The organism is Bradyrhizobium ferriligni (genome assembly GCF_056837965.1).
This window is the reverse complement of sequence record NZ_JBXEJO010000011.1, coordinates 69626-95852: the sequence shown is the minus strand read 5'-3', so window position 1 is coordinate 95852 and position 26227 is coordinate 69626. Positions and strand designations below refer to the sequence as shown.

General features: G+C 63.8%; 23 protein-coding genes. 7 read left to right on the top strand and 16 right to left on the bottom strand.

Annotated features, from left to right (window positions below; all coding sequences use genetic code 11):
- Nucleotides 1-280: 280 nt before the first annotated feature.
- The 3 genes from AC1VNY_RS08890 to AC1VNY_RS08880 form a co-directional block, all read right to left on the bottom strand.
- Nucleotides 281-649 carry a VOC family protein gene (locus AC1VNY_RS08890; RefSeq protein ID WP_482404868.1) on the bottom strand — a complete coding sequence of 123 codons (369 nt, stop codon included), beginning with the start codon at nucleotides 647-649 and terminating at the stop codon, nucleotides 281-283.
- Nucleotides 650-707: 58 nt separating this feature from the next.
- On the bottom strand, nucleotides 708-908 hold the full coding sequence (locus AC1VNY_RS08885; protein ID WP_027547784.1) for a DUF6494 family protein: 201 nt from the start codon (nucleotides 906-908) through the stop codon (nucleotides 708-710).
- Between the two features lie 224 nt (nucleotides 909-1132).
- On the bottom strand, nucleotides 1133-2713 hold the full coding sequence (locus AC1VNY_RS08880; protein ID WP_092079683.1) for a winged helix-turn-helix domain-containing protein: 1581 nt from the start codon (nucleotides 2711-2713) through the stop codon (nucleotides 1133-1135).
- Nucleotides 2714-2868: 155 nt separating this feature from the next.
- Between AC1VNY_RS08880 and AC1VNY_RS08875 the strand changes: the two genes are divergently transcribed.
- The gene (locus AC1VNY_RS08875; RefSeq protein ID WP_028345270.1) at nucleotides 2869-3192 is read left to right on the top strand and encodes a DUF1127 domain-containing protein; all 324 of its coding nucleotides are present in this window, start codon (nucleotides 2869-2871) and stop codon (nucleotides 3190-3192) included.
- A gap of 196 nt (nucleotides 3193-3388) precedes the next feature.
- Here AC1VNY_RS08875 and AC1VNY_RS08870 read toward each other — a convergent pair whose 3' ends face one another.
- The 3 genes from AC1VNY_RS08870 to AC1VNY_RS08860 all read right to left on the bottom strand — a co-directional run bounded on the left by AC1VNY_RS08870 (nucleotide 3389) and on the right by AC1VNY_RS08860 (nucleotide 7579).
- Entirely contained in the window at nucleotides 3389-4783 is a 1395-nt protein-coding gene (locus tag AC1VNY_RS08870) for a hypothetical protein (protein ID WP_225641916.1), read from the bottom strand.
- Nucleotides 4784-5211: 428 nt separating this feature from the next.
- Nucleotides 5212-6588 (bottom strand): ATP-binding protein, encoded by a 1377-nt coding sequence (locus tag AC1VNY_RS08865; RefSeq protein ID WP_482404867.1) that lies wholly within the window; start codon nucleotides 6586-6588, stop codon nucleotides 5212-5214.
- A 328-nt stretch (nucleotides 6589-6916) separates the two neighbouring features.
- Nucleotides 6917-7579, bottom strand: a complete 663-nt coding sequence (locus tag AC1VNY_RS08860; RefSeq protein WP_016841655.1) for a response regulator transcription factor — start codon at nucleotides 7577-7579, stop codon at nucleotides 6917-6919.
- Between the two features lie 410 nt (nucleotides 7580-7989).
- On the opposite strand from AC1VNY_RS08860, the gene AC1VNY_RS08855 reads away from it, so the two are divergent.
- Nucleotides 7990-8349 carry a VanZ family protein gene (locus AC1VNY_RS08855; RefSeq protein ID WP_482404866.1) on the top strand — a complete coding sequence of 120 codons (360 nt, stop codon included), beginning with the start codon at nucleotides 7990-7992 and terminating at the stop codon, nucleotides 8347-8349.
- A gap of 18 nt (nucleotides 8350-8367) precedes the next feature.
- Here AC1VNY_RS08855 and AC1VNY_RS08850 read toward each other — a convergent pair whose 3' ends face one another.
- Both AC1VNY_RS08850 and AC1VNY_RS08845 read right to left on the bottom strand, forming a co-directional pair.
- Complete coding sequence (locus AC1VNY_RS08850; RefSeq protein ID WP_245313984.1) at nucleotides 8368-8601, bottom strand: hypothetical protein; 234 nt, start codon at nucleotides 8599-8601, stop codon at nucleotides 8368-8370.
- Nucleotides 8598-9755 (bottom strand): hypothetical protein, encoded by a 1158-nt coding sequence (locus tag AC1VNY_RS08845; RefSeq protein ID WP_482404865.1) that lies wholly within the window; start codon nucleotides 9753-9755, stop codon nucleotides 8598-8600. Before AC1VNY_RS08845 ends, AC1VNY_RS08850 begins: the two co-directional genes overlap by 4 nt.
- Before the next feature lie 126 nt (nucleotides 9756-9881).
- Between AC1VNY_RS08845 and AC1VNY_RS08840 the strand changes: the two genes are divergently transcribed.
- Both AC1VNY_RS08840 and AC1VNY_RS08835 read left to right on the top strand, forming a co-directional pair.
- Complete coding sequence (locus tag AC1VNY_RS08840; RefSeq protein ID WP_482404864.1) at nucleotides 9882-11462, top strand: hypothetical protein; 1581 nt, start codon at nucleotides 9882-9884, stop codon at nucleotides 11460-11462.
- Nucleotides 11463-11497: 35 nt separating this feature from the next.
- Nucleotides 11498-12484, top strand: coding sequence for a UbiA family prenyltransferase (locus tag AC1VNY_RS08835; RefSeq protein ID WP_482404863.1), 987 nt, complete (start codon nucleotides 11498-11500; stop codon nucleotides 12482-12484).
- A 120-nt stretch (nucleotides 12485-12604) separates the two neighbouring features.
- On the opposite strand, the gene galE is transcribed toward AC1VNY_RS08835, so the two are convergent.
- The 5 genes from galE to AC1VNY_RS08810 all read right to left on the bottom strand — a co-directional run bounded on the left by galE (nucleotide 12605) and on the right by AC1VNY_RS08810 (nucleotide 16917).
- Nucleotides 12605-13600 carry a UDP-glucose 4-epimerase GalE gene (galE, locus tag AC1VNY_RS08830; RefSeq protein ID WP_482404862.1) on the bottom strand — a complete coding sequence of 332 codons (996 nt, stop codon included), beginning with the start codon at nucleotides 13598-13600 and terminating at the stop codon, nucleotides 12605-12607.
- 139 nt (nucleotides 13601-13739) lie between these two features.
- Nucleotides 13740-13997, bottom strand: coding sequence for a hypothetical protein (locus tag AC1VNY_RS08825; protein ID WP_482404861.1), 258 nt, complete (start codon nucleotides 13995-13997; stop codon nucleotides 13740-13742).
- Nucleotides 13998-14155: 158 nt separating this feature from the next.
- A complete protein-coding gene (locus tag AC1VNY_RS08820) occupies nucleotides 14156-14785 on the bottom strand; it encodes a transglutaminase-like cysteine peptidase (RefSeq protein WP_482404860.1) in 630 nt (209 codons plus the stop codon).
- A gap of 218 nt (nucleotides 14786-15003) precedes the next feature.
- Nucleotides 15004-15666 carry a ParA family protein gene (locus tag AC1VNY_RS08815; protein WP_028345280.1) on the bottom strand — a complete coding sequence of 221 codons (663 nt, stop codon included), beginning with the start codon at nucleotides 15664-15666 and terminating at the stop codon, nucleotides 15004-15006.
- A 15-nt stretch (nucleotides 15667-15681) separates the two neighbouring features.
- On the bottom strand, nucleotides 15682-16917 hold the full coding sequence (locus AC1VNY_RS08810; protein WP_016841665.1) for a glycosyltransferase family 4 protein: 1236 nt from the start codon (nucleotides 16915-16917) through the stop codon (nucleotides 15682-15684).
- Nucleotides 16918-17111: 194 nt separating this feature from the next.
- Between AC1VNY_RS08810 and AC1VNY_RS08805 the strand changes: the two genes are divergently transcribed.
- Together AC1VNY_RS08805 and AC1VNY_RS08800 are read left to right on the top strand one after the other, a co-directional pair.
- Nucleotides 17112-18035 carry a hypothetical protein gene (locus AC1VNY_RS08805; protein WP_028345282.1) on the top strand — a complete coding sequence of 308 codons (924 nt, stop codon included), beginning with the start codon at nucleotides 17112-17114 and terminating at the stop codon, nucleotides 18033-18035.
- A 25-nt stretch (nucleotides 18036-18060) separates the two neighbouring features.
- Complete coding sequence (locus tag AC1VNY_RS08800) at nucleotides 18061-20616, top strand: glycosyltransferase (protein ID WP_482404859.1); 2556 nt, start codon at nucleotides 18061-18063, stop codon at nucleotides 20614-20616.
- On the opposite strand, the gene AC1VNY_RS08795 is transcribed toward AC1VNY_RS08800, so the two are convergent.
- Nucleotides 20557-22905 (bottom strand): glycosyltransferase family 2 protein, encoded by a 2349-nt coding sequence (locus AC1VNY_RS08795; RefSeq protein WP_482404858.1) that lies wholly within the window; start codon nucleotides 22903-22905, stop codon nucleotides 20557-20559. The genes AC1VNY_RS08800 and AC1VNY_RS08795 overlap by 60 nt on opposite strands.
- A gap of 227 nt (nucleotides 22906-23132) precedes the next feature.
- On the opposite strand from AC1VNY_RS08795, the gene AC1VNY_RS08790 reads away from it, so the two are divergent.
- The gene (locus AC1VNY_RS08790) at nucleotides 23133-24440 is read left to right on the top strand and encodes a UDP-glucose dehydrogenase family protein (RefSeq protein ID WP_212055175.1); all 1308 of its coding nucleotides are present in this window, start codon (nucleotides 23133-23135) and stop codon (nucleotides 24438-24440) included.
- Between the two features lie 238 nt (nucleotides 24441-24678).
- On the opposite strand, the gene rfbD is transcribed toward AC1VNY_RS08790, so the two are convergent.
- Entirely contained in the window at nucleotides 24679-25590 is a 912-nt protein-coding gene (gene rfbD / locus AC1VNY_RS08785) for a dTDP-4-dehydrorhamnose reductase (RefSeq protein ID WP_482404857.1), read from the bottom strand.
- Complete coding sequence (gene rfbC / locus AC1VNY_RS08780; RefSeq protein WP_016841672.1) at nucleotides 25590-26144, bottom strand: dTDP-4-dehydrorhamnose 3,5-epimerase; 555 nt, start codon at nucleotides 26142-26144, stop codon at nucleotides 25590-25592. The genes rfbD and rfbC overlap by 1 nt, the downstream gene beginning before the upstream one ends.
- Between the last annotated feature and the right edge of the window lie 83 nt (nucleotides 26145-26227).

The window sequence follows — 26227 nt, the reverse complement described above, 5'->3', positions numbered from 1 at the left end:
CACACTTCCATTATTCCGAAATTGCGCAAATGCTTGTCGTCCCGACCTGCCAGGCTCGTCGGTTTCCCGCCCGCTTTCAGGGCAAAGTGGACACGCGACCCGACCCCGGCAATATCGTCCTGCGACCCTTCTGCGACATCCAGGGATGTTCGCATTAGCGCGACGCGGCGACGGGCGGCGGATGAACGCGTCACGCCGTCACCGAGGATCATTGTTATGCAGCGTGGCATTTGAGCACCCAGGCCGGCTGCCGCGCGGGATGGTAGGTCGCTTCGAGCTGCTATTCGACGGAAACTGGGAGCAGAGGCCGGGCGAAACTGAGTTCGTGGCCATCGGGATCAATCAGGTGGAAGTAGCGCTCACCCCATTCGGCGTCGCGGGGGACAGTAGCCGGCTGGTATCCGGCTGCAAGCGAACGGTCGTAGAGTTTGTCAACATCGGCAACATAAAAGATGATGCGTCCCCACCAGGACCAGCACCGATCGGCAGGCTGGGCGATGAGGTTGAGATAACTCGCACCAGCCCGAAAGCTGGTGAATGACGACTGTTCGCCGCCATGCAGGACCTCAAATCCCAAGGCGCGGTAAAATCGGACAGCCCGTGGCATTTCGTGGGTGCCAAGCGTGACCGCGCTGATCCCCGCGATCATGGAAACAACTCTCCTGCACTATTTCCTGCGTCGTTTGTAGGTAAGACTTCTCTCGCGGTCAGAGTGCGACTGTTTCCTCGACAACATGTTTCAGCGGCGTCCCCTCAGCGGACAGGGTCATTCGCAGTTTGAGCTCGCCACCTTTCACCGCCCCGCTACGCACCAGGTTCTCGATTTCACGCTGCGATGTAACTCCGACATGCTTCAGAAATTTACGGATAGCCATATTGAAGCGGTCTTCATCGAACTCGGCGGTCATGGCTGTTCTCCCTGATCGGGTAGCCAAAGTCTAACACGAGGTGAGCAAACCCCAAACATCGAGGCCGCGCTCGCGTCGCCGCCGACTTCCTCCTTACCTGGATCGCCTACCAACCTCGGCCCGGATCTGAAGACTACACCTGACGCTGCAATGTCGGCACGCTGAGGTGGACCGGACACGGCTGAGCGCGGTCCTCGACCGCTGCTTGTGACCCATCTGCGACATTACCCCTCCGGTACTCCTGCCAATCGCATGCCTTCATAAATGCGCTCACGTTTGGCGAGATAAGCTGGATTATCGCTCGACGGGCTGGCGCGGAAGCGGCGGATGCTGAAATTAGGTTGAAGCGCGAGCCCTGCTTGCGCCGCGGCCCGCGCGTCATCGAGTGCTCCAAGCAGTGCTAGGGCAGCGGCGAGCCCAAGATGCGCAAACGGATAATTTCGGTTGGCGTCGATGCTCCTGCGGAGCCAACAGACGGCTTCCCTATCGGCACTAAGTTGCAACTTAGCGAAACCGACATACTGCATCCACATGAAGGCATGAATGTCGCGGGGAGACAGGCGGAGTGCCTCTAAGACATGCGCCTCAGTGTCCCCGCCGCGACCGAGGAAAATCTTGGCTTGACCGATTAACCCGTGCGCATGGGCCAGATTTCGGTCCAACGCCAAAGCGTGTTGTAGTTCGTCAATGCCCTCGGACACGCGGTTCGTGAAAATTTTTGCTGTTCCCAAATGTAAGTGAGCCAAGGCGTGGTTCGGCGCGAGGGTCAGGACATGCATAACGGCCACTTCTGCTACGGTAAGGTACTTTATCCGATTGTCGGTCATGTAGCCGGCACCAACAATGCCATCAACATGCGCTAAGCCCAGACACGCTTCGATATTGCCGGGATCAAGCGTCAGGGCACGCTCGAAAAAGTGGCGCGCCTGCAAGATATATTCGGAAGTCAACCCCATATTGAGCTTAGCTCTGCCCTGGAAGTACAACTCCATTGAATTGGGATGCGCCGAACGTTGTGCTCTCACGGCCTCGGCTGCGACGAGCTGCGCGTCTAAGGAGTTAGCTAGCCTAGATATGATCTCGTCCTGCATATCGAACAGATCGGCGACGGGTTTGTCAAAGCGGTCCGCCCATAAGTGCGCGCTGGTTTCAGCGTCTACCAGCTGCACGTTGACGCGAAGTCGGCTTTCGTGACGCTGCACGGAGCCTTCTAGCACATACCGGATGTTCAACTCGCGACCGATTTGCTTGAGGTCAACTGCTTTGCCCTTGTAGGTGAATGCGGTGTGTCGCCCGATCACCAATGAGCCGCTGATCCGCGACAAGTCCGTAGTGAGGCTTTCCGTTACACCATCAACGAAATAGTCGTGCTCTGGGTCGCCGTTGAGGTTGGCGAAGGGCAACACAACGATGGAGAGGTGAGGCGATGAAAGCGACATTTGTGCCGTGCCGTCGTTCTGCGCCGCCGAACTAGCCGCCGCAGTTTCGGGCGTCTGCCCTTCGTGCACTACGCCAACGAAGCGAAAGCCTTTGCGCGGCAACGTTTTGATTAGGCGCTGCTTGTCACCATCGTCACCGATTGCGGCGCGAGCGGCATTCAAGCGGGTCGTCAACGCGGCATCTGAGACTATGCGTCCGTTCCAAACTGCGCTGATGAGATCGTCCTTGCTGACGACGCGCTCCCTGTGCCGGATCAAATGGTCTAGTAGATCGAAGACCTGCGGCGTGATGGGAACAGGGATGGTCCCGCGATGTAGCTCGCGACGGTCAGTATCGAATGCGTACTCCTCGAAGAAATAGCGCATCTGGCGATCCCTTAAAGGGCGTTCGATTTTCAGGCTTTAACGCCCTCGAACGCAAAGAATAAGCCGCTGGTAAGGAAAATGTAAGCCGGATGTCAGGCGCGGTGGCTCGTCGTACAGCATGTTCGTCCTGCGAAAAGTAGACAGGACACACGGCAATGAGCACAGTCCAAGAGATCACCAAGTTGCAGCACAGAGCAACTGCCGACCGGCCGGTCTATAGTCCGCTCGAAGCATATTGGAAGGCATTTCAGGAGTGGCGCAAACGCCGGAGGCTGCAAACGGAATTATGCCGCCTGACGGACCGCGAGCTGATGGATATTGGCACGACGCGAGGCGAGATTGACTACGTCGTGTCGAACAGAGATATCGACCCGCGAGGCATACGAGCCGAATGGGTCCAATACCTGCCAACAGTGGACGGCCAAATCCACCCACATTGGGACAAGCACCTCTCAGAAACACGCGTCAAACCTCGCTAGTGCAATGCGCGGAAACCATCGCGGTCTGCTACGCAAGCCGTTATGGCTGCTTCTGGCCCCTTAGCCGACATGACCAAGCGCGCCTGTTTTGTCAGCTTACCGTTGGCAATGCGGACGTTCGTACGGCGGACGGATTTACAAGTACACGCCCTGGTAAGTGGGATTTGGAGCGATTCGAACCGTACCTAGGCTATCGCTACCCCGCGCGCGACGACTTGCGCTCGCCGGTCACGGCGTTTTCCGCCGCCCGGTTCATCAGCGAGGCGTAGTCGTGGCCGAACAGCACTTCGCAGAAGCGGATCGCGGCCTTGACCTGCTGCTGGCGGAAGGCCCGCACCCGGGCATCGCCGCCGCGCAGCGACTGCACCAGCCCCTCGGTCGACTGCTCGACATAATGCTGCAGATCCGAGAAGGTCCGCAGCGTCACCTCGTTGATGGCGAGCTCGCTGGCATAGGTGCGGCACACCGCGACGAAATCGATCAGCGCCGCGGCATCCTCGACCTCGGTCGCATCGATCTTGGCGCCGGCCGTAATGTCCTTGTCGGCGCGCTGGCGCAGGATGCGGCGAACCCGGCCCGGCACGCTGTCGATCTCCGATTGCAGCGCGTTGGAGGTATCGGCACGCACCGAGGTGAGCTGGCGGCCCCAGGTGGAATCGTTGCGCAGATCAAGCTCGGTGCGCAGCCCGCGGACGCCGTCATGCAGCGTCTTGAGCTGCTCGCCGACATAATCGAAATGCCCGCGCCTGATGTCGGTACGCAGGCAGGCCGCAACGAACGACAGGTCATGCAGCGCGATGGTGACCGCGACGCCATACGGCGTTGCCGCGACGCGGAGTTCATCGTCCGAGGCCGCCATCTTGATGGCGAGGCGGACGATCTGCCATGGCGCGGCGAGCCGCTGCGCGATCAGCGACAGCGCGAACGGCAATAGCTGCGGCGTCTGCAGCGACGGCAGCTTGAGCGCTTCGGTCGCTGAAGCGATCTGGGAATCGGCAAATACCCGGATCTGGCTCGGCAGCCGGCTTCCCAGGGTTTCCAGCGCTTCGCGGGCCTGCAGAACGAGGCCGATCGGCAGCAGGTCCTCGACCACGTTTGGCGGGCCGACGCGCGACAGCGCGCGCTGGCGGTCGTCCTGACTTGGCGCCGCGATCTTGAGGATGGCGTCCGCGGCGGCAAGCTGGAACTTGCGCGCGGCGGTCTCCATCGGACCGCTCTCCGTGGCCGCGGCCAACGCCGCCTCGAACGCGCGAGCCGCTTCGGGCGCGCCCTCGCGGGCGAGCCATTGCCAGATCGGCAGCAGCGAGGCGCGCCGGATCTGGCCCGCTCGCGTCGGGAAATTGGTCTCGGCGAGGAACGGCTCGAGCGGCCGGAACAGGAGCCGCGCCGGATCGTCGCTGCGCGGCTGGATCTGCTCGTCCTCCTCGGCCCCGCGCACGATCTTGCGCAGCTGCTCGAGGACCAGATTGGCGACGGCGACGTCATCGCCGCGTTCGACGGCGCGCTCCAGCTCCCGCATCAGCAGCGCCTGCGATTGCGGCGGAAGCTGCGCGAGATAATCCCTCAGCCGCTCGGTCGATTTCTGGCTCATGCCCGGTCGTGAAAGCTTGGTGCCCGGCAAGCGCCGCAGCCCGTCCGCCCGCAATGATAGCGGCGGGCCCGTTAAGAAGCCGTTTAGGAAGAATAGCGGCAGCGCCGCCCAAAAGGCTGCGCCGCGTCCGCAGGGCAAATCACATAGGACGTCTGCGAAGATTGTCCGCGGGCTCCCCTCGCCTCTCCCGCTTGCGGGCAGGGCAATCGCATATGGGAGGAAATGGATTTGTCCGCACCGTCATGGCCGGGCTTGTCCCGGCCATCCACGTCTTTCTTCGCCTGGAAACAAAGACGTGGATGCCCGGGACAAGCCCGGGCATGACGAGTTTGTGGAGCGACCGAGCTCATATGCGATAGCCCTGCCCGCAAGCGGGAGAGGGAGCGCACCGCTTTCGCGGCGGCCGTCCAGCCTAGTTTCATCATGATTCAGACCGCCGGCAGCGTGAGCTCGGCCCGCAGGCCGCCGATCGGCGCGTTGGTCAGGGTGAGATTGCCGCCATAGAGGCCGGCGAGATCGGTCACGATCGACAGGCCGAGCCCGGAGCCGGGTTTCGACTCGTCGAGCCGCTGGCCGCGCCGCGACACCTGGGCCCGCTCGGCTTCCGACAGGCCGCGCCCGTCGTCGTCGACCACAATGCGCAGCCTCGGCCCGGCGCCCGAGGCCTCGGGCGGGACCACGGTCACCTCGACGAACACCTGCGAAGCCGCCCATTTGCAGGCGTTGTCGACGAGGTTGCCGACCATCTCCTCGAGATCCTGCCGCTCGCCGCGAAACCGCGCCGCCGGATCGGCCGTCGCGTCGATCGAGAGGTCGCGATCGCGATGTATCTTTTCCATGGTCCGGCGCAGCGCCTCGATCACGGGTGCGACGTCGGTGATGGTGCTGACGATGGTAGCACGGGCGGCAATCCGCGCGCGCTCGAGATGGTGCGCGACCTGGTCCCGCATCAAATCGGCCTGCTCCAGCACCTTGCTGGCGAAAGGATCGGCGGTATGCGCCGCCGCCTCGTTCACGATCACCGAGAGCGGCGTCTTGATCGCATGGGCGAGATTGCCGACGTGGGTGCGCGAGCGCTCGACGATCTCCCGGTTGGCATCGATCAGCGCATTGGTCTCGCGCGCCAGCGGCGCGATCTCGACCGGAAACCGGCCCTCCAGCCGCTCGGCGCGGCCGGAGCGGATATCGGCAATCGCATCGGAAATGCGCTTGAGCGGCGCGAGGCCGTAACGCACCTGGAAGACCGTGGTCAGCAGCAGCACGACGCCGAGCGCGGCGAAGGTGCCGCCGAGATAGTAGTCGAAGCTGCGCGTCTCATCGAAGATCTCGGTGGCATCGCCGGCGACGCTGACCAGGAACTTTCCGTCGGCGCCGAGATCGACCGGCCGCTCCACCACGCGCAGGCTCTGGCCTTCGGGCCCGTCGACATAGCCGAGGCGGACCCCGGCGGCGGTCAGCTCGGCGCCGTGCTCCTCGAGCTTGGGCAGCTTCTTGTCCCACAGCGAGCGCGAGGCGCGGGTCTCGCCCTTTTCGGTATCGGTCCGGGTGATCTGCCAGTACCAGCCTGACAATGGCAGGTCGAACAGCGGCTCGCCGAGCGACTGGAACTGGCGGTCCGCCGGCTCGTCTGGCGTCGCCACTTCGGCGATCAGGGTACGCAGATAGAGATTGAGCCGCCGGTCGAAGGCGCGCTCGGTCGCGTCGCGATAGACCGACGACAGGATGACGCCCGTGATCGCCAGGATCACCACCACCCAGGCGGTCGCCGAGACGAACAGGCGTGTCGCGAGCGAGCTGCCGCCCATCAAGGCACGAGCTCGAACATCGCGTCAGCGGGCCGCGACAAGGCGAGTTCAGACATGGCGAATCCAGTCCTCCTGGCGCGGATCATGCCAATGCCCGCATCGCGATCAAGCACCTTAAGAGCATGATCCGATTGAATAGGACATGCTCTTATCCCGTTGTTTGGTCCGCGCTTTCTTCACGCGAAGACGTTCCAGCACTACAATCGTCATTCCCCGCACATGCGGGGAATCCAGTACGCCGCGGCCCCTCGATAAAACATCGGCGTCTCGGAATACTGGATCGTCCGCTTTCGCGGACGATGACACCGAATGAAACGCAACTGTAATATTAGGTCGGCGGCGACAGCATGTACCCGAGGCCGCGAACGGTCTGGATGATATCGACTTCCAGCTTCTTGCGAATGCGCCCGACGAACACCTCGATTGTGTTGGAGTCGCGGTCGAAGTCCTGGTCGTAGAGATGCTCGACCAGCTCGGTGCGCGAGACCACCCGCCCGGTGTGGTGCATCAGATAGTCGAGCAGATTGTACTCGTGCGAGGTCAGCTTGATCGGATTGCCGTTGACGGTGACACGCTTGGTGCGGGTATTCAACGCCACCGGCCCGCAGTTCAGTTCGACCTGGGCATGCCCGGTCGCGCGGCGCAGCAGCGCGCGGATCCGCGCCAGCACCTCCTCGAGGTGGAAGGGCTTGGCGACATAGTCGTCGGCGCCGGCGTCGAAGCCCTGAACCTTGTCGCTCCAGCGATCGCGCGCGGTGAGGATCAGCACCGGCATCACCCGCTTGTTCCGCCGCCAGGCCTCGAGCACCGAGATACCGTCCATTTTCGGCAGGCCGATATCCAGGACGACCGCGTCATAGGGCTCGCTGTCGCCAAGGAAATGCCCCTCCTCGCCGTCGAACGCGCGATCGACCACATAGCCGGCGTCCGTCAGCGCGGTGGTGAGCTGGCGGTTCAGATCCGGGTCATCCTCAACGACGAGCAGACGCACATTGGCCTCCGAGAGTGAGCATTGCGATATCCGGCATCAAATGAGGCTTCCCGCCGTGAACGGCTTATGAATGGACCCGCAAGCGCGGCTTATTTTTTCGTCAGTTGCACCATCCCGGGAACCCGCGCAAGCACCCCTGGTTCCCTCCATGAGATGCGCGCGAAATGAGATCGGGTTTCAGTTGAGGGTATCTTGATACCTTAAACTTGAAGACAATTGTTGCTGGCAACCTTCCGGCGGACCAGGGCACCGAGAACATGTCGGGTCATTTACAGTCGACCGGCAAGTTAACCTTCGACGACCATTTTCATGTCGCTGACACGAGCGATGCGCTAATTCAACGGCGGCGCGCCGAGCGCACATGGACCGGGAAGAACGCGTTGCTTGTTTCAAAAATACGGAGGTTCGGCGTGATTGCAGGCTGGCTTGCGCTTGCCTTCATCGCCTTCGTGACACTGTCCCCGATCCAGGACCGTCCCTCGCTATTCCATCCGCAGATCGAGCATTTCGCGGCGTTCGCCGTGATGGCGCTGGCCTTCGTGCTGGGCTACCCGCGGCGCACCGCGCTGATCGTGCTCCTTGTCATCTTCAGCGCGTTCACGCTCGAAGCGATGCAATTCCTGACACCGGACCGTCACGGCCGCCTGATCGACGCGATCGTCAAGGTGGCGGGAGGTCTCGCCGGCGTCGGCGTCGGGCGCTTCATGCTGCTCGTGCTGCGCAACCAGTTCGGCCGGCTGAGGGCGGGCGTGGAGCAGTCCGCGAGCTGAGCGGCCGGCGCATTGCGCTCAATCGCGCTTCGGCGCTTCCGCTGACCTCGTGCCGTCCTGCGCCATGCATTGCTGAAAGAAGTGCAGCCGGTCGCCGTTCATCGGCACGGCCCCCGGTCGCTTGTAGGGGTAGACCATGTAGGCCGCGCGCAGGCAGCGCTTTGCGGTCTCGGCGGCGGGTGCGGCGACGGCGGCACTCGACGCCAGCAGGAGCGCCAGCACGGCGCTGAACCGGACGGACACCCCGCTCACGGCTTCTCGCATTCCGAGTAGAACACGCCATTGGCGGCTGCCAGCCGCTGCAGGCAGTGCCGCTTGTCGGTGACCGCGCCCTCGACCGTGAAATCGTAGGCCTGGGCCTTCAGGATCAGCGCGTAGCGTCCCGGCGGCAGCGGCGCGTCGTCGCGCGGCAGGACCTCGAACATCTGCGGATCGTCCTTGAGCGGCGCCGCGCGGAACGGGATCGAGATGTTGCGGATCACCCAGCTGTCGTCGCCCGGCGAAACAACCGGCTTGCCGGTGGCGTCGAACGTGGTCTGCTGGCTCACATGCGCGATCAGGCGCACATCGATCGGATCGGAGGCGCCGCCAGCACCCTCGCGCCGGAACACGATGAAGCGGAGATGTCCGTCCGGCAATATCGTCTCGCTCGGCCGCGTGATCGCCGCCGAGATCGCCACCCGCGGATCCGGCGCACGCCCCTGGATCAGTTGCAGCTCGTAGAGCTTGCCGTCGCTCTCGGCGTAAACGCCGTACGCGGTCGGCAGCGGCCGTCTCGGCGCCGGCGGCTCGGCCGCAACGGCCGGCGCCGGCACGGCCGCGACCACCGCCGGCCTTTGGGTTTCAGGCGGCGCCGATGCCAGCGTGCCGGCAATCATCGCGCGGGCCGCGGCCAATGACACGCCGCGTTGCTGCAGCAGGACAACGGCCGCGATCAGCCCGAAGAAGGCCAGCATGACAACGTAACGCAACGGCGCCGACGACGACCATCGCGGACGGCGCGACACCGCGGCAGGCTCGACGCGATCGAGGGTCGTGACAAATGCCGCCTCGGCATCGATCCGGGGCGGCGCCTCGATCCGCCGTGCAGCGCCCGCCGCCTCGAGGAATGCGGGCAGCGCCCGCGCCGGCGGCACCTCGAATTTCTCGATCACATTGCTCTTCGTGTGCGCTTCGACGCCTTCGATCGCCACCTCCAGCGCCTGCATCAGACGCTGCTTTTCCGTCGGATCCTCGTGCACGAGCTGTTGCAGCTTCTGACGCGCGAGCTCGTAGACCGCGCTGCGCAGCTGCTGCGGGTCGGCGCTCACGGAATCGATGGTTCGCGCCAGCACCAGCGCGAACTCCACCTCGGGGTGCGCAGGACCGATGTCCCTGACCGTTCTCTGGGCCGGCGTCGGCGTCATAAATGTTAGTCTGGTTTGCCCATAATGTTACAACATTCTATGTGGATTTTACTGTTAACACAAACCACCAGGCCGGCGGATGACGCCACGGTTTGACCGTCCCGATCCGAGCAGCAGCAGGATTCATTGACCCGTTCTCTGCACATCCTGGACCATCGGTTGTTCGCGCCCAAGCGGGACCGCCGATCCTGGCCGGACGTCCTGCTCCTCGCAGGATGGGTCGCGCTGGTCGGCTTCCAGATCGGCCGTCACGTGATGTGGCGCGACGAGGTCCGCGCGCTCACCATTGCCCTGAACGGCGACGATCCGGTCGCCATGCTGAGAGGGTTGCATGGCGAGGGCCACCCTGCCCTTTGGTACCTTCTGCTCCGCGGCGCGCATGCCGTATTCGATCGGGTCGAGGTGCTGCCCGCCGTCGCCTTCGTGGTCGGGCTCATCACGGTCGCACTGCTGATCTTCCGGTCGCCATTCCCGCGGCCGTTGGTCCTGCTGCTGATCACGGGCCATGCGCTGTTGTTTGAATATGTCGTGATGGCCAGAAACTACGGCATCTCAGCCCTGTTCCTGTTCGCGATCGCGGCCTGCTATCGGGCCCACCGAGATCGCGGCGTCCTGATCGGCGCGCTGCTATTCCTGCTCGCCAACACCAACGTCGTCGGCGCGATCATGGCCGGCGCATTCCTGCTGTTCTGGCTGCTCGACCTGCTCGACACCCAACTCGTGAGCCATGGCTGGCGCTGGTCGCCGCCACTCGCCAATTTCGCGATCAATGCAACGATCGCGACGATTGGCGTCGTCATCTGCGCCGTGACGATGCTGCCGACCTATAATGACGCCGCGGCCCGGGATTGGTCGCACGAGTCACCGCTGGCGGCGGCAATCCTTTCGCTGGTGAACCCCGGCGCGACGTCGCTCGGCGCGCTGTTTGCCAATCTGCTGCCGGGGATCGCGGGATCGGTGCTGCTGTTCGGCGCGACGCTCGGGCTGCTGCCGCGACGACCGGCCTTTCTTGCCGCCATCGCCGCGCTGCTCCTGACGTCGCTGTTCTTCGCCGTCGCCGCCAACGGCGCCTACCGACATGCCGCGGTCTGGCTGAGCTTCCTGATCGCGCTTTACTGGATCGGCTGGAGCCGGGTCACCGCGCCATCCGTCTCTCGCGCATGGCTCGACCGGCGCTTGCCGGCGATCGGACGCGTGTCGCTCCTGCTGGTGCTCGCGATCCAGACCGCCGCCGGCATCAACGATTTGCGCAACGCAGTGACCGGCGTGGTCGCGAGCCGCAGCGCCGATCTCGGCCGCCTGATCGCCTCGCGCGCCGATCTGGCTGACGCGGTCATCCTCGGCGAGCCGGAATGGCTGGTCGAGGCGCTGCCCTATTACGTCAAGAACCCCGTCTATCTCGCGCGCGACCACAAATTCGGCAGCGTCGTGATCTTCTCGCGCAAGGGCAAGATGGACAGCGATCTCGGCGAGACCCTGCGCCTTGCCCGCGAGCTTCGCGACACGAGCCGCGCGCCCGTCATCGTCCTGCTGGCCTACCGCCTCGATGAGATCACGCCCGACCGGATCTACGACGAAGGCAAGGACTGGCGGACGTTCCGTGCCTCAGCGGCGCAGATCCGCGATTTCCGCGAAGCGACCACAATGCTCCGCCGCTTCGGCCCCGCCAAAACCGACGAGAGTTTCGACGTCTACCTCCTCAACTAGGCGATCGATCAACGACGACAGAAAAGGACCGCGCGATGGCGCTGATGGACAGCAAGGTCGAAGCCGGCAAGCCGCCGGCCGCAAGCATCCGGCAGTATCTCGCCATCCTGCGGCTCGATCACAGCACCAAGCACATCTTCATCGTTCCCGGGATTGTCCTCGCCTGGCTGTTGCGCGGCCCGAGAGGCGAGCATGTTGCAAGCGCGATCGTCCTCGGCCTCGTGGCCGCGATCTGCATCGCGTCGGCCAATTATGTGATCAATGAATGGTTCGACCGCGACTTCGACCGGCATCACCCGACCAAATCGCAGCGCTCCGCGGTCCAGAGTGCGATGGACGGCAAGATCATCGGAATCGAGTGGCTGCTGCTGGTCGCGCTCGGCCTCGTCTGCGCATCCGCGAGCAGCCGCCTGATGCTGTTCGCAACCGGCATCTTCGCCCTGCAGGGCATCGTCTACAATGTCCCGCCGCTGCGCAGCAAGGACAAGGCCTATTTCGACGTCATCTCGGAATCCGTCAACAATCCGCTGCGGCTGTTGATCGGCTGGGCGATGATCGACCCGACCTCGCTGCCGCCGGGCTCGGTGATCCTGTGCTACTGGTTTGGCGGCGCGTTCCTGATGGCGGCCAAGCGGCTGTCCGAATATCGCGAGATTGCCGCGTCCCATGGCAGGGAGCTGCTGGCGCGCTACCGCGCGAGCTTCGCGCACTATACCGAGGTGTCGCTGACGGCCTCGTGCCTCAGCTATTCGCTGTTCTCGGTGTTCTTCCTCTCGGTGTTCCTGGTGAAGTACCGCATCGAGTATGTCCTTGCGATGCCGCTGGTGGTGATGCTGTTCACCACCTACTTCTCGATGTCGACATCGCCGGGGTCGTCGGCGCAGAAGCCCGAGAAGCTCTACGGCGAGCGTGGCCTGATGCTGCTCGTGCTGGCGCTGGTCGCCGTCTTCCTGGTGGCAAGCCTTGTCGACATGCCGTTCCTCGCGCGATTGGCCGAACAGCACTACATCACATTGAACTGAGGCCCTCGCGGCTTGATCGTTATTCGAGCATGATCTCCGCGCAAACGCGCTCCGCGTTTGTCGCGAGGGAAAACCGCTTCGCACTTTGCGCTGACGCGGCCCTCCGGGTCCGGATCATGCTCACCGCCGGCGCGGATGCGCCTTCTGATGCCAGGCCCAGGCCGAGCGAATGATGTAGCCGAGATCGGACCGGCTGGCCTTGAAGCCGAGGCCGCGCTCCGACCTGGAGGGATCGGCCACCAGGATCGGCGGATCGCCGGCCCGGCGCTCGCGCACCACGCTCGGCACTGCTTCACCGGTCTCGGCGCGGATCGCGTCGAGCACCTGGCGCACCGAATAGCCGGTGCCGGTGCCGAGATTGAACACACCGCCGGCGTCTCCCCTCAGCAGCAACTCGAGCGCCGCGATATGGGCGCTCGCGAGGTCATCGACATGGATGTAGTCGCGCACCGCGGTGCCGTCAGGCGTGTCATAGTCTTCGCCGAAGATGGCAAAGTCCGGCACGTGCCCCAGCAGCGCCATCAGCGCGCGCGGAATCAAATGCGTCTCGGGATCGCGGAGTTCGCCGATGGTGACGGAGGCATCCGCGCCGCAGGCATTGAAATAGCGCAGGCAGACCGAGTTGAACCGATAGGCCGCGCGGTAGTCGGCCAGGATCTGCTCGATCATGAACTTGGAGCGGCCGTAGGGATTGACGGTCGGCCCTGCGGCACTCTCGGGAATTGGATCGCGTCCGGCGTTGCCGTAGACCGCGCCGGTGCTGGAAAACACCAGGCGGTCGCAGCCCGCCTCCCGCATGCCGCGCAACAGGCCGAGCGTGCCGGCAACGTTGTTGGTGAAGTACTTCTGCGGATCCGCCACGGACTCGCCGACCGCACTGAACGCAGCGAAATGCATCGCGGCGAGCGCGTTGTGCTCGCGGATGGTGGCGGCGATCTTGTCGTGGTCGGCGACGTCGCCGATCACGAGCGGCCCCCATCGCACGAAATCACGGTGACCGGTGGACAAATTGTCGTAGACGACCGGCAGAAACCCGGCCTCGGCAACCGCCTTGGCGCAATGGGACCCGATATATCCCGCGCCACCCGTGATCAGGATCGAACCCCTGCTCGCCATTGAAAGTGTCGTCCCTGCGCGAACCAATCCCGCGCCTCAACCGGCGCAGTGATCGCATCGGTACGACATTCCGTCCGAGGCGGCAAAATGACGATGGGAATAGCGTTAAGACCGAACGGATTTGCAGCCGAAGCGACGGCTAGCGCGACCCCAGCGGCACGTTGGTCCGTTGACCGACCGGCGGCGCGTGCCGCGACGGTCTGCCATAGGGGTAAGCCGGTGTTGCCGGCGGGACCGGCTGGGTCGCCTGCGGCCGCGACGTCGGAACGCCGCCGCCCGGTCCATCGATCGAATAGCGCGTTCCGCCCTGCGTGGTCTGTCCGGTGCCCTGTGCAAGCACCGGCGTGGCTAGGGCGACGACCAGCGCCGCTGTTGTGACAAGACCGGCCAGCTGCATGTCGATGCCTCGATGGGTTGGACCGGAGTCAACCGTTGATGCCTCCAATCGTTCCGGCAATGTCGCCGCATCGCTCTGACGATCGTCTCTGATGCGAAAAATGGCGCGGCGAAATGTCTCGCCGCGCCATTCTCGATCGACGGGGCTCGTTCAGAAATTCAGGCGCCGGCCTGCGCGATGGCGGCCCAGTGATCGGGGTTCGCCGGGGTCTGCATCCTGACCCAACGATAACGCGCCTGCGACCAGCTGCGGATCTGCGCATTCAGATTGTCGAGCACGATGTCTCCACCCCTGGCGCGGACCACCAGCACGAGATGATGCTCGCCGGAGGAGGTCACAACCTCGCTCAGCAGAAGGTCGCGCATCGGCCAGCCGCGCGCCAAAAGCTCGTGGCGCTTGCTGACCGCATAATCGTTGCAATCGCCGCGCGCCGGATTGATCAGCCATTCCTCGCCGGCGAGGCCGCGTTCGTTGCGCTGGGGCACGATGCTTCGATTGACCGAAGCATTGACCTCGATCAGGTCGGCGATGCGCTGCTTGGTCAGGCGTGTGGCGCCGCCACGGAACACCATCCGGGCGCGGGCTTTCGGCTTGCATTCGTCGGCATAGCGCATGCAGAACATGGTGTAGGCCATCGGCGCTAGCGTCGGCTCGCTGAAGCGGATCTTCTCGATCACGCCGCGCAGCGGCAGCGGGAATCCGACCATTCCAGCCTGGGTGTTCTGCGCGCTTGTCCCGAGCGCAAGGACGGCCAGAACCAGGGCCATCACTCTCTTGACGTTGTACATTCTTCACTCCCCACAGTGACGGGAAGCATGTACGGGAAATGTCTTGAGCTTGGGCTCAAGCGCGCGGCGGCATTTGTTTCAAATGCGAGCGTGCGCGCGAGCAGTCCGTTAACCAAGCCGTTTCAGCGGACGCCGTCAGATCAAGCGCCGGTTGCAGCCCGAAATCTCTCGTTCCCATGCCGGCATGGTTGGCCTGTCGTGAAAGCCGGCGCCCTCTGTTAAATCGCCACCCGCTGCCTGGGCGCGATCCCGCACCAGCTCATCACGAGGTCGGCAAGCATCTTGATCTCGAGATCCGCGGGCGTCCCGCCGGCGAAATCGGCGACCGATTGCCCCAAGGCGACGGCGCGAACATAGGCCGAGCGACTGCCGATCATCGGCCCGATCTCCTCGTCGAGCGTATCGAGTTCCTCGATCAGCTGCTGGCCTTCGAGCGTGCGCTGGTCGACGCGGTTCGGCACGATCATGGCACGGAGCGCCGTTCGCCGCGTGGCACGCACTTCCCGCACGATGTCGAGCGTCCGCGCGGTGGCCTCGATATCAAGGCCGGACGGCGTGCATGGCATCAACACGATATTGGCGACCGCGAGCACGGCGCCCAGCACCCGATCGTTCGGCGCGGAGTCCACCACGATGATCTGATGCGGGATCTGGCGCATCAGCTTGGCCCATTCGGCGACCGGCCGGGTTTCCGGATCAAGCTGGTAGACGGGGAACGACAGATTGCCGGGCTCGGCCCAGTGACACGCGGACGCCTGCGAGTCGGCGTCGACCAGTCCCACCACGCCCGTGCGCCGATCCAGTTCCGCGGCGAGCAAGACCGCAAGGGTCGTCTTTCCGACCCCGCCCTTGCGCTGGGCAACCGAGATGACAAGCGGCATCGCAAACTCCTGGCGTTATCCCCCGTACGTGCGCGGGAGGACACCTTCATCAACGAGCGTCAGCATCCGCGGCAGACAGACCCGCTTTGCGTCGTAATTGTCCCGCACGAAGCTGCGCGCCTTCATCCGCATCTTCTTGAAGGCCTTGGGCCGTGACAGCACCGAGAGTACCTGATCCGACAACGCATCAATATCAAAAAACGGCACCAGCAGGCCGTTGCCGTCCGAGATGATATCGCGAAGCGGGGCGGTGTCGGACGCCACCACCGCACATCCCGCGCTCATCGCCTCCAGCAGCGACCAGGACAGCACGAAGGGATAGGTCAGATAGACGTGCACCGAGGAAATCTGCAGCAGCTCGAGATACGGTTCCCGAGGAATCCGGCCGAGGAAATGCACCCGGCGCAGGTCGATGTCCGACTTGATCTCGTCCAGGAACATCGACTTCCAGCTTGAGCCCTTGGGCGGATTCGCGCCGTAGGATGTTCCGCTGCCGCCGACGATCACAACCTGCGCATTCGGCCGCGCGGCGAGGATCCTCGGCAGGGACCGCATGAAGACATGGAATCCGCGCACCGGCTCGAGGTTGCGCGAGACGTAGGTGATCACCTCGTCGTCCGCCGACAGCGTCGCGCCGTTCGGAAGCTGAAACCGCGCGACCGGATTGGGCTTCACCTCGTCGGTGTCGACGCCTTCGTGGATGACCTCGATCTTGCTCTGAAACTCGGCGGGAAAGGTCGATCGCTGCCATGGCGTCGGCGAAACGCCCGTATCGCACTCCGTGAGCGCCAGCAGCGTGGTCGCATTCTTCAGATGGAGCGCGACATTGCCATCAAGGCCCGTCATGGGAAACTCGGGATCGAAGCCGACGTCCCTGCCCTCGGCACCGTAATAGAATTCGCAATAGAGGATGATCCGCGCGCGCGGAAACATCGTGCGCAGCGGCAGCGTCTCGCCCCAACCGGGATGCGCGAAGATCAGGTCGGGCACGAAGCCCTGCCCCGACAGCGACGACAGCGCGTACAGAACCTCTTCGGCACGCCGCGATTCGACATCGAAGCGCCGGGCAAACGGATGGACGACGGCGGAATCCGTCTTGGTCGTCGAATATTTGAGCAGCCGGATATCCGGCGTCGTGCTCGCGGTCGATGAACCGACGGCAACGACCCTGTTGCCGGGCTGCTCTGCGAGCGCGCGCGCAATGTGGCGGTACTGGGCTGGAAAGTTATTGTGGACGAACAGGACGTTCATTGGCGGGCGAGCGCGCCCCCCGGCCGCGCGGTCTTCGATTGGGGTCAGGGTCTGCATCATCACCGGCGGTGTGTCATCGATTGGCGAGCGAAACTATCTTACCGGATTAACATTAAGACCCCTTCTATCACACAGATTTTTGGGGCACACTGCAGGAGACTTATCAATCCATTCCGTTAGGCTCGCAGGCGACAATGAACGAACAGATTCAGCAGAAAACCATTGATCTGGCACGGGGTCTCTTCCTGGTTCGGTACAATGGCGCAGATGATAAGGTGTCACCTCCGGTGGTGCGCGTATACGCGGATCGTGCCAGTCTTAACAATTGTAATATCATTACCGGGCCGGACGTGGTCAATGGAACCCTGTTCGCGCCCGAGACCGCGCTGGTCGTGTCGGTCGCGCGGCCGAGCCGCCTGATCGTCGAGGTCACCGCGGGGCGCGTCGGCGGGTCGACCGCCGCCAATATCAAGATCGAGCCGCTCACCCAGGGACAGCCGGCTGAGCAGCCGGCCAGCCAGCCATTCGACATGTTCGAGCCGGAGGCTGGCCCCGGCGAATTGAGCGACCTCAAGCTGCTCGCGCATGTCGCGGGCCTCGGCGACGTGACGGTCGGCTCGAATGTCTGGATTGCCGGACCGTCCGCTCCGGCGCGGATCGAGGGTATTTCGCTCGAATGGCCCAACAAGCCGCACGATCTCCAGCTGCAATATGCCGTCAAGTTCGCCAGGCCGCAGCGGGGCGACAACCAGTTCGTTCCTCTCGGAACTTTTGCCGGAACCCGGGGACGCGCATTGGCCATCACGGGGTTCTCGCTGGAGGCCACGGGTCCCGGCGCGGATCGCTACGCCATCGCGGCTGAAACCATCTTCCTGGGGGCTCCCGCCCTGCGGGTCACCGGGAACCGGATCGTGGTGTCGGGTCCTTCGGGACGGGAACCGCTGGTGGGCCTCAAGCTCAATCTTGAGGAGCGCCGGGTGCAGGCAGCCCCTCTCGCGCCCCAGCAGCCGAGGCGGGTCGAGCCCGCCGCTCCGATGCCGCGCCACGAGGAACCACGCCTCGAGGGACGGGTGCGGGTGTTCCGGAGCCGGCAGGGCGCCGTCAAGACGGCAGGCTGACCATGCGGGCAGATAAGGGCGCCACTTGACCGCCGACGCGCGCAGGATCGCCTTTACGTCCAAAACGCTCCACCACGTCGATCTCGAGCGTGCCGCTGTCGGGGCGCTCGAGGCGCGTGATTTCCGCCTGGCGTTCGCGCTCGCCGACCGCCGCTGCCGGATCCTGCCGCATCCGGGCGCCCGCGCCCATCTGCTGCGCGCGGAAGCGCTGTTTCACCTCGATCTCAGGGATGCGGCGATCGCCGGCGTGGCGAGAGCGCTCGAGCTCGAGCCGGACGATCTGGTCGCTGCCCGCCGAATGATGGCTTGGGGCGACGACCTTCAGCAGATCGAGGCGGCGCGAAGCGTCACGCGGCGTGATGACGATCCGGATTCGGTCAGGGGCGCCCTGCTACTGCTCGAACAGAGCGGCCAGGACAGCTGCGCCCGCATCGACTTTCTCGATGAAGAGGTGAAGGGATGGGTGACGTGGCGCGGGCCGGACGACCCGCACCTTTCGCTGGCGCAGGCGGATCAATCCAGCATGATCCAGCTTCCCGCCGATCCACGCCACAGATTCGCGCGTGACGGGAGGCAGGCTGCGAGCTTCCGTCTGATCCGGCCCGCGTCCGCGACCTCGCAGCGCCTGCAGATCACGCAGGCGGACCGGGTGATCGCAAGTGTTCAACTCCCGGCCAACCGCGTTCCGGATCACCGGGCCGCACCACGCCGGCCGGCTCGCCTTCGAAACGGCGAACCTCCTCCGCTCACCATCATCATCCCGGTATACCGGGATCTGGCCGCGACACGAGCCTGCATCGACAGCGCGTTGAATGCGCTCGCCTGCACGCCGGGCTCGACCATCGTCGTCGTGGATGATGCGTCGCCCGAGCCCGACATCAAGCGCCTGCTCAACGAGCTCGCCGCCGAGTTCCGCATCCGGCTGCTGACCAACGAGCACAATCTTGGCTTTGTCGGCGCGGTCAACCGTGCGCTCGGCGAGACCGGCGCCGGCGACGTCGTGCTGCTGAACTCGGACACGATCGTGCCGAAATACGCGCTGCAACGCCTGCGAAGCGCCGTGCAATCGACGCCGCGCGTGGGCACGGCGACCCCGCTGTCGAACAACGGCGAATACACCAGCTTTCCAATCCCGAACCGGTCAAATCCCCTGCCCCCGCCCGGCGAGATCGAATTGCTGGATGAACTTGCAGGCAGGGCAAATTCCGGGATTGCGATCGACATCCCCAACGGCATCGGCTTCTGCCTCTACATTACCCGCGAATGCCTCGACGCCGTGCGCGAGCTCTCCGATGACTTCTATCGCGGCTATCTCGAAGACGTCGACTTCTGCCTGCGCGCAGCGGAGGCCGGCTTCCGCAACGTGTGCATTCCTTCGGTCTTCGTCGGGCACGAGGGCTCGCGCTCGTTTCTGGGCGAGAAGCGTTCGCTCGTGATGCGAAATCTTCGCGTTCTCGAACACCGTTACCGGCGCTATGCGACGGACTGCGCCGCATTCCTGCTTGCCGATCCACTCCGCGATTGCCGGGCCGCGCTTGAGCTCAAGCTGCTCACGAACCAGCAGGTCGCCGCCGGCCCATCCGTCATCCTGTGCGGCTCGTTCGCCGGCCGCGCAATTGCCATCGAACGCTGCCGGCAGCTGGCTTCAGAGGGTCAGCACGGCCTGGTCGTGCAGATCCGCTCCGAGGGACAACGCCAGTTGGCGGCGATGTTCGATCCGGATGGCGGAGCGCCGCAGTCGATCGCACTCGATGTTGCGACGCCTGAGGGCCGCGAAGCTCTTCTGACGTTTCTCGCCGATCTCGGAATCCGGTCGCTCGAGATCGCAGAGCCGAACCGCATTCCCGGCGCATGGCTGGTGCAGCTCACGCAACGCTTTGCCTACGACCTCCTGATCACCGACACCGCGCTTGCGATGCGCGCGGCGGTTGGATCAGGCGTTGATCCGGATTGGACAAGCCTGGTCGCCGGGGCGCGGCGCGTGACTGCGATCGGTGACGACGGCGCAGCCTTTTCGAAAGCCGTTCTCGGCCTGCAAGCGGTGAGGCTGAGCGACCCGCCTGCGCCGCCGGCGCTGTATCCCGCCGTGAGCGGCCCCGCGCGTCTCGGCCTGCTGGTCCTGCACGCCAACGCCGCGGAATTTCGCTTCATACGAGCGTTGAGCGATCAACTGGCCGACGCCGACGAAGAGGTCGAGATCATCGTGCTGGGGAGTACCCTCGACGATCTCAAGCTGATGCAGCGCACCAATGTCATTGTCACCGGCGATATTGTCGTCGACGACGTCGCCACGCTCATCGAAGGTCACGGCATCACGAAATTGGTTCTCGACATCGGCGAACCGGCGTTTGGCCATCCATTGGTGGACGCGCTGCTGGCAACCGGGCTGCCGATCGCCGCGACGGAATGGAGCCCTACTCCCCCGGGGCATGGCCGAAGCACGGACCTGAAGCTGCAGCCGGGCTTTGATACCGATGCAACGATTGCTGCCGTACGCGACTGGGTGGTCGAGGACGTCCTGCTACAACCCGATCGGAGGAGCGGTCGGCACCGGCGGCAGGTTGGCGCGCGGCTTCCATGATCGCGGCGGCCATGCAAGCGAAGAGAACGGCGTCGAATCCAGCCCCAGCAGCGGGCTGTAATAGGGATCGTCGAGCAGCACCTCTCCCCACTTCGCGCGCAGGATCGACAGCTCGCGCCTGAAGCGTGCCCTGCGATCCGGCGCGGAATCGCGACCGCGGCTTGCCGACTCCAAATGAACGAGTTTCGCGTCCGGCGTGAACACGATCCGCTTTCCGAGCTGGCGCAGCTTCAGGCACAGATCGATATCGTTGAAGCTGATCGGAAAGCGGATCTCGTCCATGCCGCCGACGGCCACGAAGTCGCGCTTGCGCATCAAAAGGCACGCCCCCGTCACCGCCGAACATTCGTGCGCCACCTGAAGCAGATCGCCATAGCCGGGATCGCCATCCATCCGGTCGTTGAAGGCGTGCGCGGCCGAGAAATTGGCCCCCAGCACCACTCCGCCGTGCTGCACGACGCTGCTCGGCCAGAGCAGCTTTGCACCGACGGCTCCGACGTCGGGAGCCGCGAGCCGCCACAGCATCTCCGCCAACCAACTGTCGTCGAGCGCCTCGACGTCATTGTTGAGAAAGCAGATGTTCTCCGTATCGACGCAAGCGACGGCAGCGTTGTTGATGAATGCGAAGTTGAAGGGCCCCTCGACCGAGATGACGTCGATTTCCTGCCCCGACAGGCCATCCAGATAGTCCAGCGTTTCCGGCTCGGTTGAGCTGTTGTCGACGACAAGGATCCGGGCGTTCGTCTCATTTGCCGCCGGCATGACCGTCTCGATGCATCGCTTGAGCAGCTCGGCGCGATTTCTGGTAGGGATGATGATGGTGGTGCGCTCGTTCCAATCGACGGCGCGCTTGACCTGAACGGCCGGAAGAAGACCCGCTTTTCGCGGCTCGACATTGGTCTCGATGCCGGCCCTGGCAAAATACGCCTTGCTTGCGGCGGCCAGTTCGGAGGTTGCGGCCGATGCATCAATCCGCGGCAACGCCGCAACCGATCCCGGAAGATGATAGGTTCGACCAGGCTCCATGCAGCAAAGGAAGATGTCGTAGAGCGACGTCGCCGATCGCAGCGCGTCCAGGGCACGTTCCCGGCGCACTGCAAAACAATACGCCCCATAGCCCTGCTCGAGCGCGCGCTCGAGATCGAATGCCGAAAACGCCAGCGGCCAGACAGCGCCGGCGCCCGCAGCAACTTCGACGTCGCCATAGACGAGATCGCAGCCGGGTTCGGATGCGAACAGATCGGCGAAGCGCTGCAAGGCGTCTTCCGCGAGGATCGTTCCGCTCAGACAAAACACGAAGAACGCGCTGCCGGCGGCATCGCCGTCGACAAACTCGCGCGCTGCTTTTGGATCGAATTGACTGAACGCCCGCGCCGGCAGGGACACCGCCGACCAGGCCGAATGCCGTTGAGCTTCGAGGCTTTCGATGCTCTCGTCCACCCTGACGTCGCCGATCAGGACGACCGCCGCCTCGGATGCGACGTCAGACTGTTCAGATTGTGCCGTCGGCGAGAAGCGCTCCTTCCAGCCGCGATAGGCGTGAAACGGCATCGAGGCCGGCAGCACCCGGTCAAACAGCTCTCCACGAAGCCGCTCGCTATCCCAGCGCCCGAGATCCGCGAGTGTTTGCTCCAATCCGCGATCGAAAGCGACAAAGGAAATCGGCTCCGAGATCAGGCTCCGTCCCGAAATCGTCCGCGCGGATAGTCCGCGCATGCGGCCATCCGCAAAATGCTCGGGCAGATGAAAATCGATCCGGCGGCCGACGCCGAACTCGCCGCCCCGCGCGACGTTGGTCCACCCGGTCGGCTTCACGGTCATCACCGGGCGCTGCGCGATCAGGATTTCGATGTCCTCGTCGATGTCCTGAGCAAGCCAGCCTTCGAAGCGCAAACCTCCGACCCACTCGATATCGCCGATCCGGTGCCAGCGCGCTTCCGGCGCGGCGACATCGCAACGAATCGGAGCCCCGACCGGACTGCCGATATTTGCCAGCCTTGCCTCAATGATCGTGGCGTTCGCGCTGACCTGATCCTGCACGTTGAAGGTAAAGCCAAATCGCGCATCGCCGATCCCGGCGTCGGCAAGCTCCGTTACAAACTCGTCACACAATGATGACATGTATGGCTCGCCGTCGACGAGCAGGTCGACGGTGTAGCGTCGGCCGAGATCGGCGCGATCGTAGACGAACCCGGAAAACGTCGTGCGATCGCATTTGGAGAACTGCGTTTGCAACGACGCGTATCCAGCTCCCGAGGGCTTCTGCTTGCCAATCGTCTTCGTGCTCATGTCCACCCCTGAAACGGCGGCTCGATTGTCGGTCGATTTCAAGTTGAGAATGTGTCCATGGTGCGCCCGAGGTGACTAACGGGCGCTCAGCTGCACCGAGGCGATCACCGTTTGCACAAAAAGCCGCCGAGCTCCAACACAAACTATACGCTATAAAACTTGGCGTTATCGGCGCCATTTGTGCTAGTGCTAACTCCTCCTCTCCACACTGATCGACGAGCGGATTCATGAAGATTGCAATGGTTGGAACGGGATATGTAGGTCTCGTGTCCGGAGCGTGTTTTGCCGATTTCGGCCATCAGGTCGTTTGCGTCGACAAGGACGCCGGCAAGATCGAAGCCCTGAAACGCGGCAAGATCCCGATCTACGAAACTGACCTCGATAAGCTCGTCGAGACCAACGCCGCGGCCGGACGGCTGACCTTCACGACGGAGCTCGCGGGCGCCGTCGCGGACGCCGATGCCGTGTTCATCGCGGTCGGAACGCCCTCGCGGCGCGGCGACGGCCATGCGGACCTGAGCTACGTCTATGCTGCTGCCAAGGAGATCGGCGCAGCGCTCAAGAAGTTCACCGTGGTGGTGACCAAGTCGACCGTGCCCGTTGGCACCGGCGACGAGGTTGAACGCCTGATCCGCGAAACCAATCCCGACGCCGATTTCGCCGTTGCGTCGAACCCCGAATTTCTGCGCGAAGGCGCCGCAATCCAGGATTTTCGTCACCCCGACCGCATCGTCGTCGGCACCGAGGACGATCGGGCCAAGAGGGTGATGGGCGAAGTCTATCGTCCGCTCTATCTCAACCAGGCGCCGATCCTCTATACCGCGCGACGCACGGCTGAATTGATCAAATACGCCGCAAATGCCTTCCTTGCCACCAAGATCACCTTCATCAACGAAATCGCCGATCTCTCCGAGAAGGTCGGGGCGAACGTGCAGGAGGTCGCGCGCGGCATCGGGCTCGACAACCGGATTGGAACCAAGTTCCTGCATGCCGGTGCCGGCTATGGCGGCTCCTGCTTCCCGAAGGACACCCGTGCGCTGTTCAAGACCGCGCTCGACCACGACGTCCAGCTGAAAATCGTCGAAGCCACGCTGACCGCGAACGACAACCGCAAGCGCGCGATGGCGCGCAAGGTCGCCAACGTGCTCGGCGGAGAGCTGCGCGGCAAGACCATCGGCGTGCTTGGCCTGACCTTCAAGCCCGATACGGACGACATGCGCGAGGCCCCCTCGATCCCGCTGATCAACGGCCTGATCGACTTCGGCGCCAAGGTTCGCGCCTACGATCCCATCGGCATGGAGCAGGCGCGCAAGGAATTGCCGGAGATCGAGTACTGCAAGGATGCCTATGAATGCGCGCGCCAGGCGGATGCGCTGGTGATCGTGACCGAGTGGCGCCAGTTCCGCGCGCTCGATCTCAAGCGCATCAAGCAGGAGATGAAGCATCCGGTCGTCGTCGACCTGCGCAACATCTACCGTCCGGACGAGATGGCCGCGCACGGCTTCACCTACGACAGCATCGGTCGGCCGCGCTGAGCGCTCGCGCCTGACGACAATAGCCGCCGGTCGGTTCAATCCTGGAGCCTTGGTTCTGATCAAATCAGAACCAAGGCTCTCTTCTTGTCTGACACGATTTTTTTCACGCGCACCGGCATCCGCTTCCGAAGCCGCCCTAGAGCTTTTCCCGTTCCGATGGAATCGGAACGGGGCTCTAGATTCTTGTTTTGACGCGTTTTCTTCACGCGAATCGGCATCCACTTCGCTCGAAAACGCTCTAGGCGTGGGCGGGCGCGCCGAGCTGGACAAATGCATCCAGTTCGCGCGCCAGCGCTTCCTGCCAGGTCGGCATCGCCACGCCGAACTGCGCCTGCAGCCGCGACAAGTCCAGCCGCGAATTGCCCGGACGCACCGCCTTGGTCGGAAAATCGGTCGCTGCGATCGGAGCGATATTCTCGACCGCCAGCGTGACGCCGCGAGACCTCAGCCCGCCGACAATGGCGGTTGCGAAGCCGTGCCAGCTGGTTTCGCCGGCGCAAACGAGATTGACGACACCACCCCTGCGCACGAGCTGATCGTGCAACGTGGTGAGGTTCGGCAGGACGATGCCGGCGACCGCACTGGCGATCGCTGATGCCGTGGTCGGCGCACCGATCTGATCGGCCACGATCCGTAGTTCCTTACGCTCGCCGGCGAGCCGCGCGATGGTGCGCAGGAAATTCGTGCCCTTTGCGGCGTAAACCCATGAGGTGCGCGCGATCAGATGCGCCCCGCCTGCCGCCTGGATCGCGACATCGCCGGCAAGCTTGCTGGCGCCGTAGACCGACAGCGGTTCGGTCGGGCTGTCCTCGCGCCACGGCCTGTCGCCCGAACCATTGAAGACGTAGTCCGTGGAGAAATGCACCAGCGGCACGCGGTTCGCCGCAGCCCATTTGGCGATTACTTCAGGTCCCTTGGCGTTGACCAGGAACGCCAGCTCACGCTCGTCTTCGGCGCGATCGACGGCGGTATAGGCCGCCGGATTGATGATGAGATCGGGCTTCAGACTCTCAAGCTGGCTCGTCAACATCTCCGGCTTCGACAGATCGAACTCCGCGGTGGGCGGCGCGATGATCGTGGCGTGGCTTTCCAGCAGAGGCTTGAGCGCACTGCCAACCTGGCCGCGTGTTCCCGTCAACAAGATCCGCATCAGATTTGTCCATAGGTCGGAAGATTGCTGGCGTCGGCCAGGAGCGGCGCGTCCGCATCCTTGGCCGACAGCTGTGGCTTGTCGACGCCCCATTTGATCCCGATCGCGGGATCATTCCACCGGATCGAGAGCTCGTCCTTGGGGCTGTAGAAATCGTCGCATTTGTAGAAGAAGTCGGCGGTCTCCGAGAGCACCACGAAGCCGTGGGCGAAGCCGCGCGGCACCCATAATTGCCGGCGGTTGTCCTCGCTCAATTCGACCGCGACATGCTTGCCGAAATTCGGACTGCCGACGCGCACGTCGACGGCAACGTCCAGCACCTTGCCGCGCAGCACGGTCACGAGCTTGCCCTGGGTGAGCGGGTTTTGCAGATGCAGCCCGCGCAGCACGCCATAGGCCGAGCGGGACATGTTGTCCTGCACGAAGGGACGCGTGATGCCGTGCTCGACATAACGCGGAGACTGGTAGGTCTCGAGGAAGAAGCCGCGCTGGTCGCCGAACAGCTTCGGCTCGACGATCAGGACTTCAGGAAGCTCGGTCTTGATGACGTTCATCTAACATTTGTTCCAGTTTGACGCGCTTGAAATGTTAATTTCCCTCTCATAACAAACTTGTGCAGCGCACGCTATATGTTATG

Coding starts and splice junctions, on each gene's coding strand:
- AC1VNY_RS08815 (WP_028345280.1), bottom strand. CDS start 15,666: ATGCCGCTTGTCATCTCGGTTGCCCAGCGCAAGGGCGGGGTCGGAAAG.
- AC1VNY_RS08890 (WP_482404868.1), bottom strand. CDS start 649: ATGATCGCGGGGATCAGCGCGGTCACGCTTGGCACCCACGAAATGCCA.
- AC1VNY_RS08820 (WP_482404860.1), bottom strand. CDS start 14,785: ATGTACAACGTCAAGAGAGTGATGGCCCTGGTTCTGGCCGTCCTTGCG.
- AC1VNY_RS08845 (WP_482404865.1), bottom strand. CDS start 9,755: ATGACGCCGACGCCGGCCCAGAGAACGGTCAGGGACATCGGTCCTGCG.
- AC1VNY_RS08810 (WP_016841665.1), bottom strand. CDS start 16,917: ATGAACGTCCTGTTCGTCCACAATAACTTTCCAGCCCAGTACCGCCAC.
- AC1VNY_RS08875 (WP_028345270.1), top strand. CDS start 2,869: ATGAGCACAGTCCAAGAGATCACCAAGTTGCAGCACAGAGCAACTGCC.
- AC1VNY_RS08885 (WP_027547784.1), bottom strand. CDS start 908: ATGACCGCCGAGTTCGATGAAGACCGCTTCAATATGGCTATCCGTAAA.
- AC1VNY_RS08835 (WP_482404863.1), top strand. CDS start 11,498: ATGGCGCTGATGGACAGCAAGGTCGAAGCCGGCAAGCCGCCGGCCGCA.
- rfbD (WP_482404857.1), bottom strand. CDS start 25,590: ATGCGGATCTTGTTGACGGGAACACGCGGCCAGGTTGGCAGTGCGCTC.
- AC1VNY_RS08795 (WP_482404858.1), bottom strand. CDS start 22,905: ATGAGCACGAAGACGATTGGCAAGCAGAAGCCCTCGGGAGCTGGATAC.
- AC1VNY_RS08805 (WP_028345282.1), top strand. CDS start 17,112: ATGAACGAACAGATTCAGCAGAAAACCATTGATCTGGCACGGGGTCTC.
- AC1VNY_RS08870 (WP_225641916.1), bottom strand. CDS start 4,783: ATGAGCCAGAAATCGACCGAGCGGCTGAGGGATTATCTCGCGCAGCTT.
- AC1VNY_RS08790 (WP_212055175.1), top strand. CDS start 23,133: ATGAAGATTGCAATGGTTGGAACGGGATATGTAGGTCTCGTGTCCGGA.
- rfbC (WP_016841672.1), bottom strand. CDS start 26,144: ATGAACGTCATCAAGACCGAGCTTCCTGAAGTCCTGATCGTCGAGCCG.
- AC1VNY_RS08825 (WP_482404861.1), bottom strand. CDS start 13,997: ATGCAGCTGGCCGGTCTTGTCACAACAGCGGCGCTGGTCGTCGCCCTA.
- galE (WP_482404862.1), bottom strand. CDS start 13,600: ATGGCGAGCAGGGGTTCGATCCTGATCACGGGTGGCGCGGGATATATC.
- AC1VNY_RS08865 (WP_482404867.1), bottom strand. CDS start 6,588: ATGGGCGGCAGCTCGCTCGCGACACGCCTGTTCGTCTCGGCGACCGCC.
- AC1VNY_RS08880 (WP_092079683.1), bottom strand. CDS start 2,713: ATGCGCTATTTCTTCGAGGAGTACGCATTCGATACTGACCGTCGCGAG.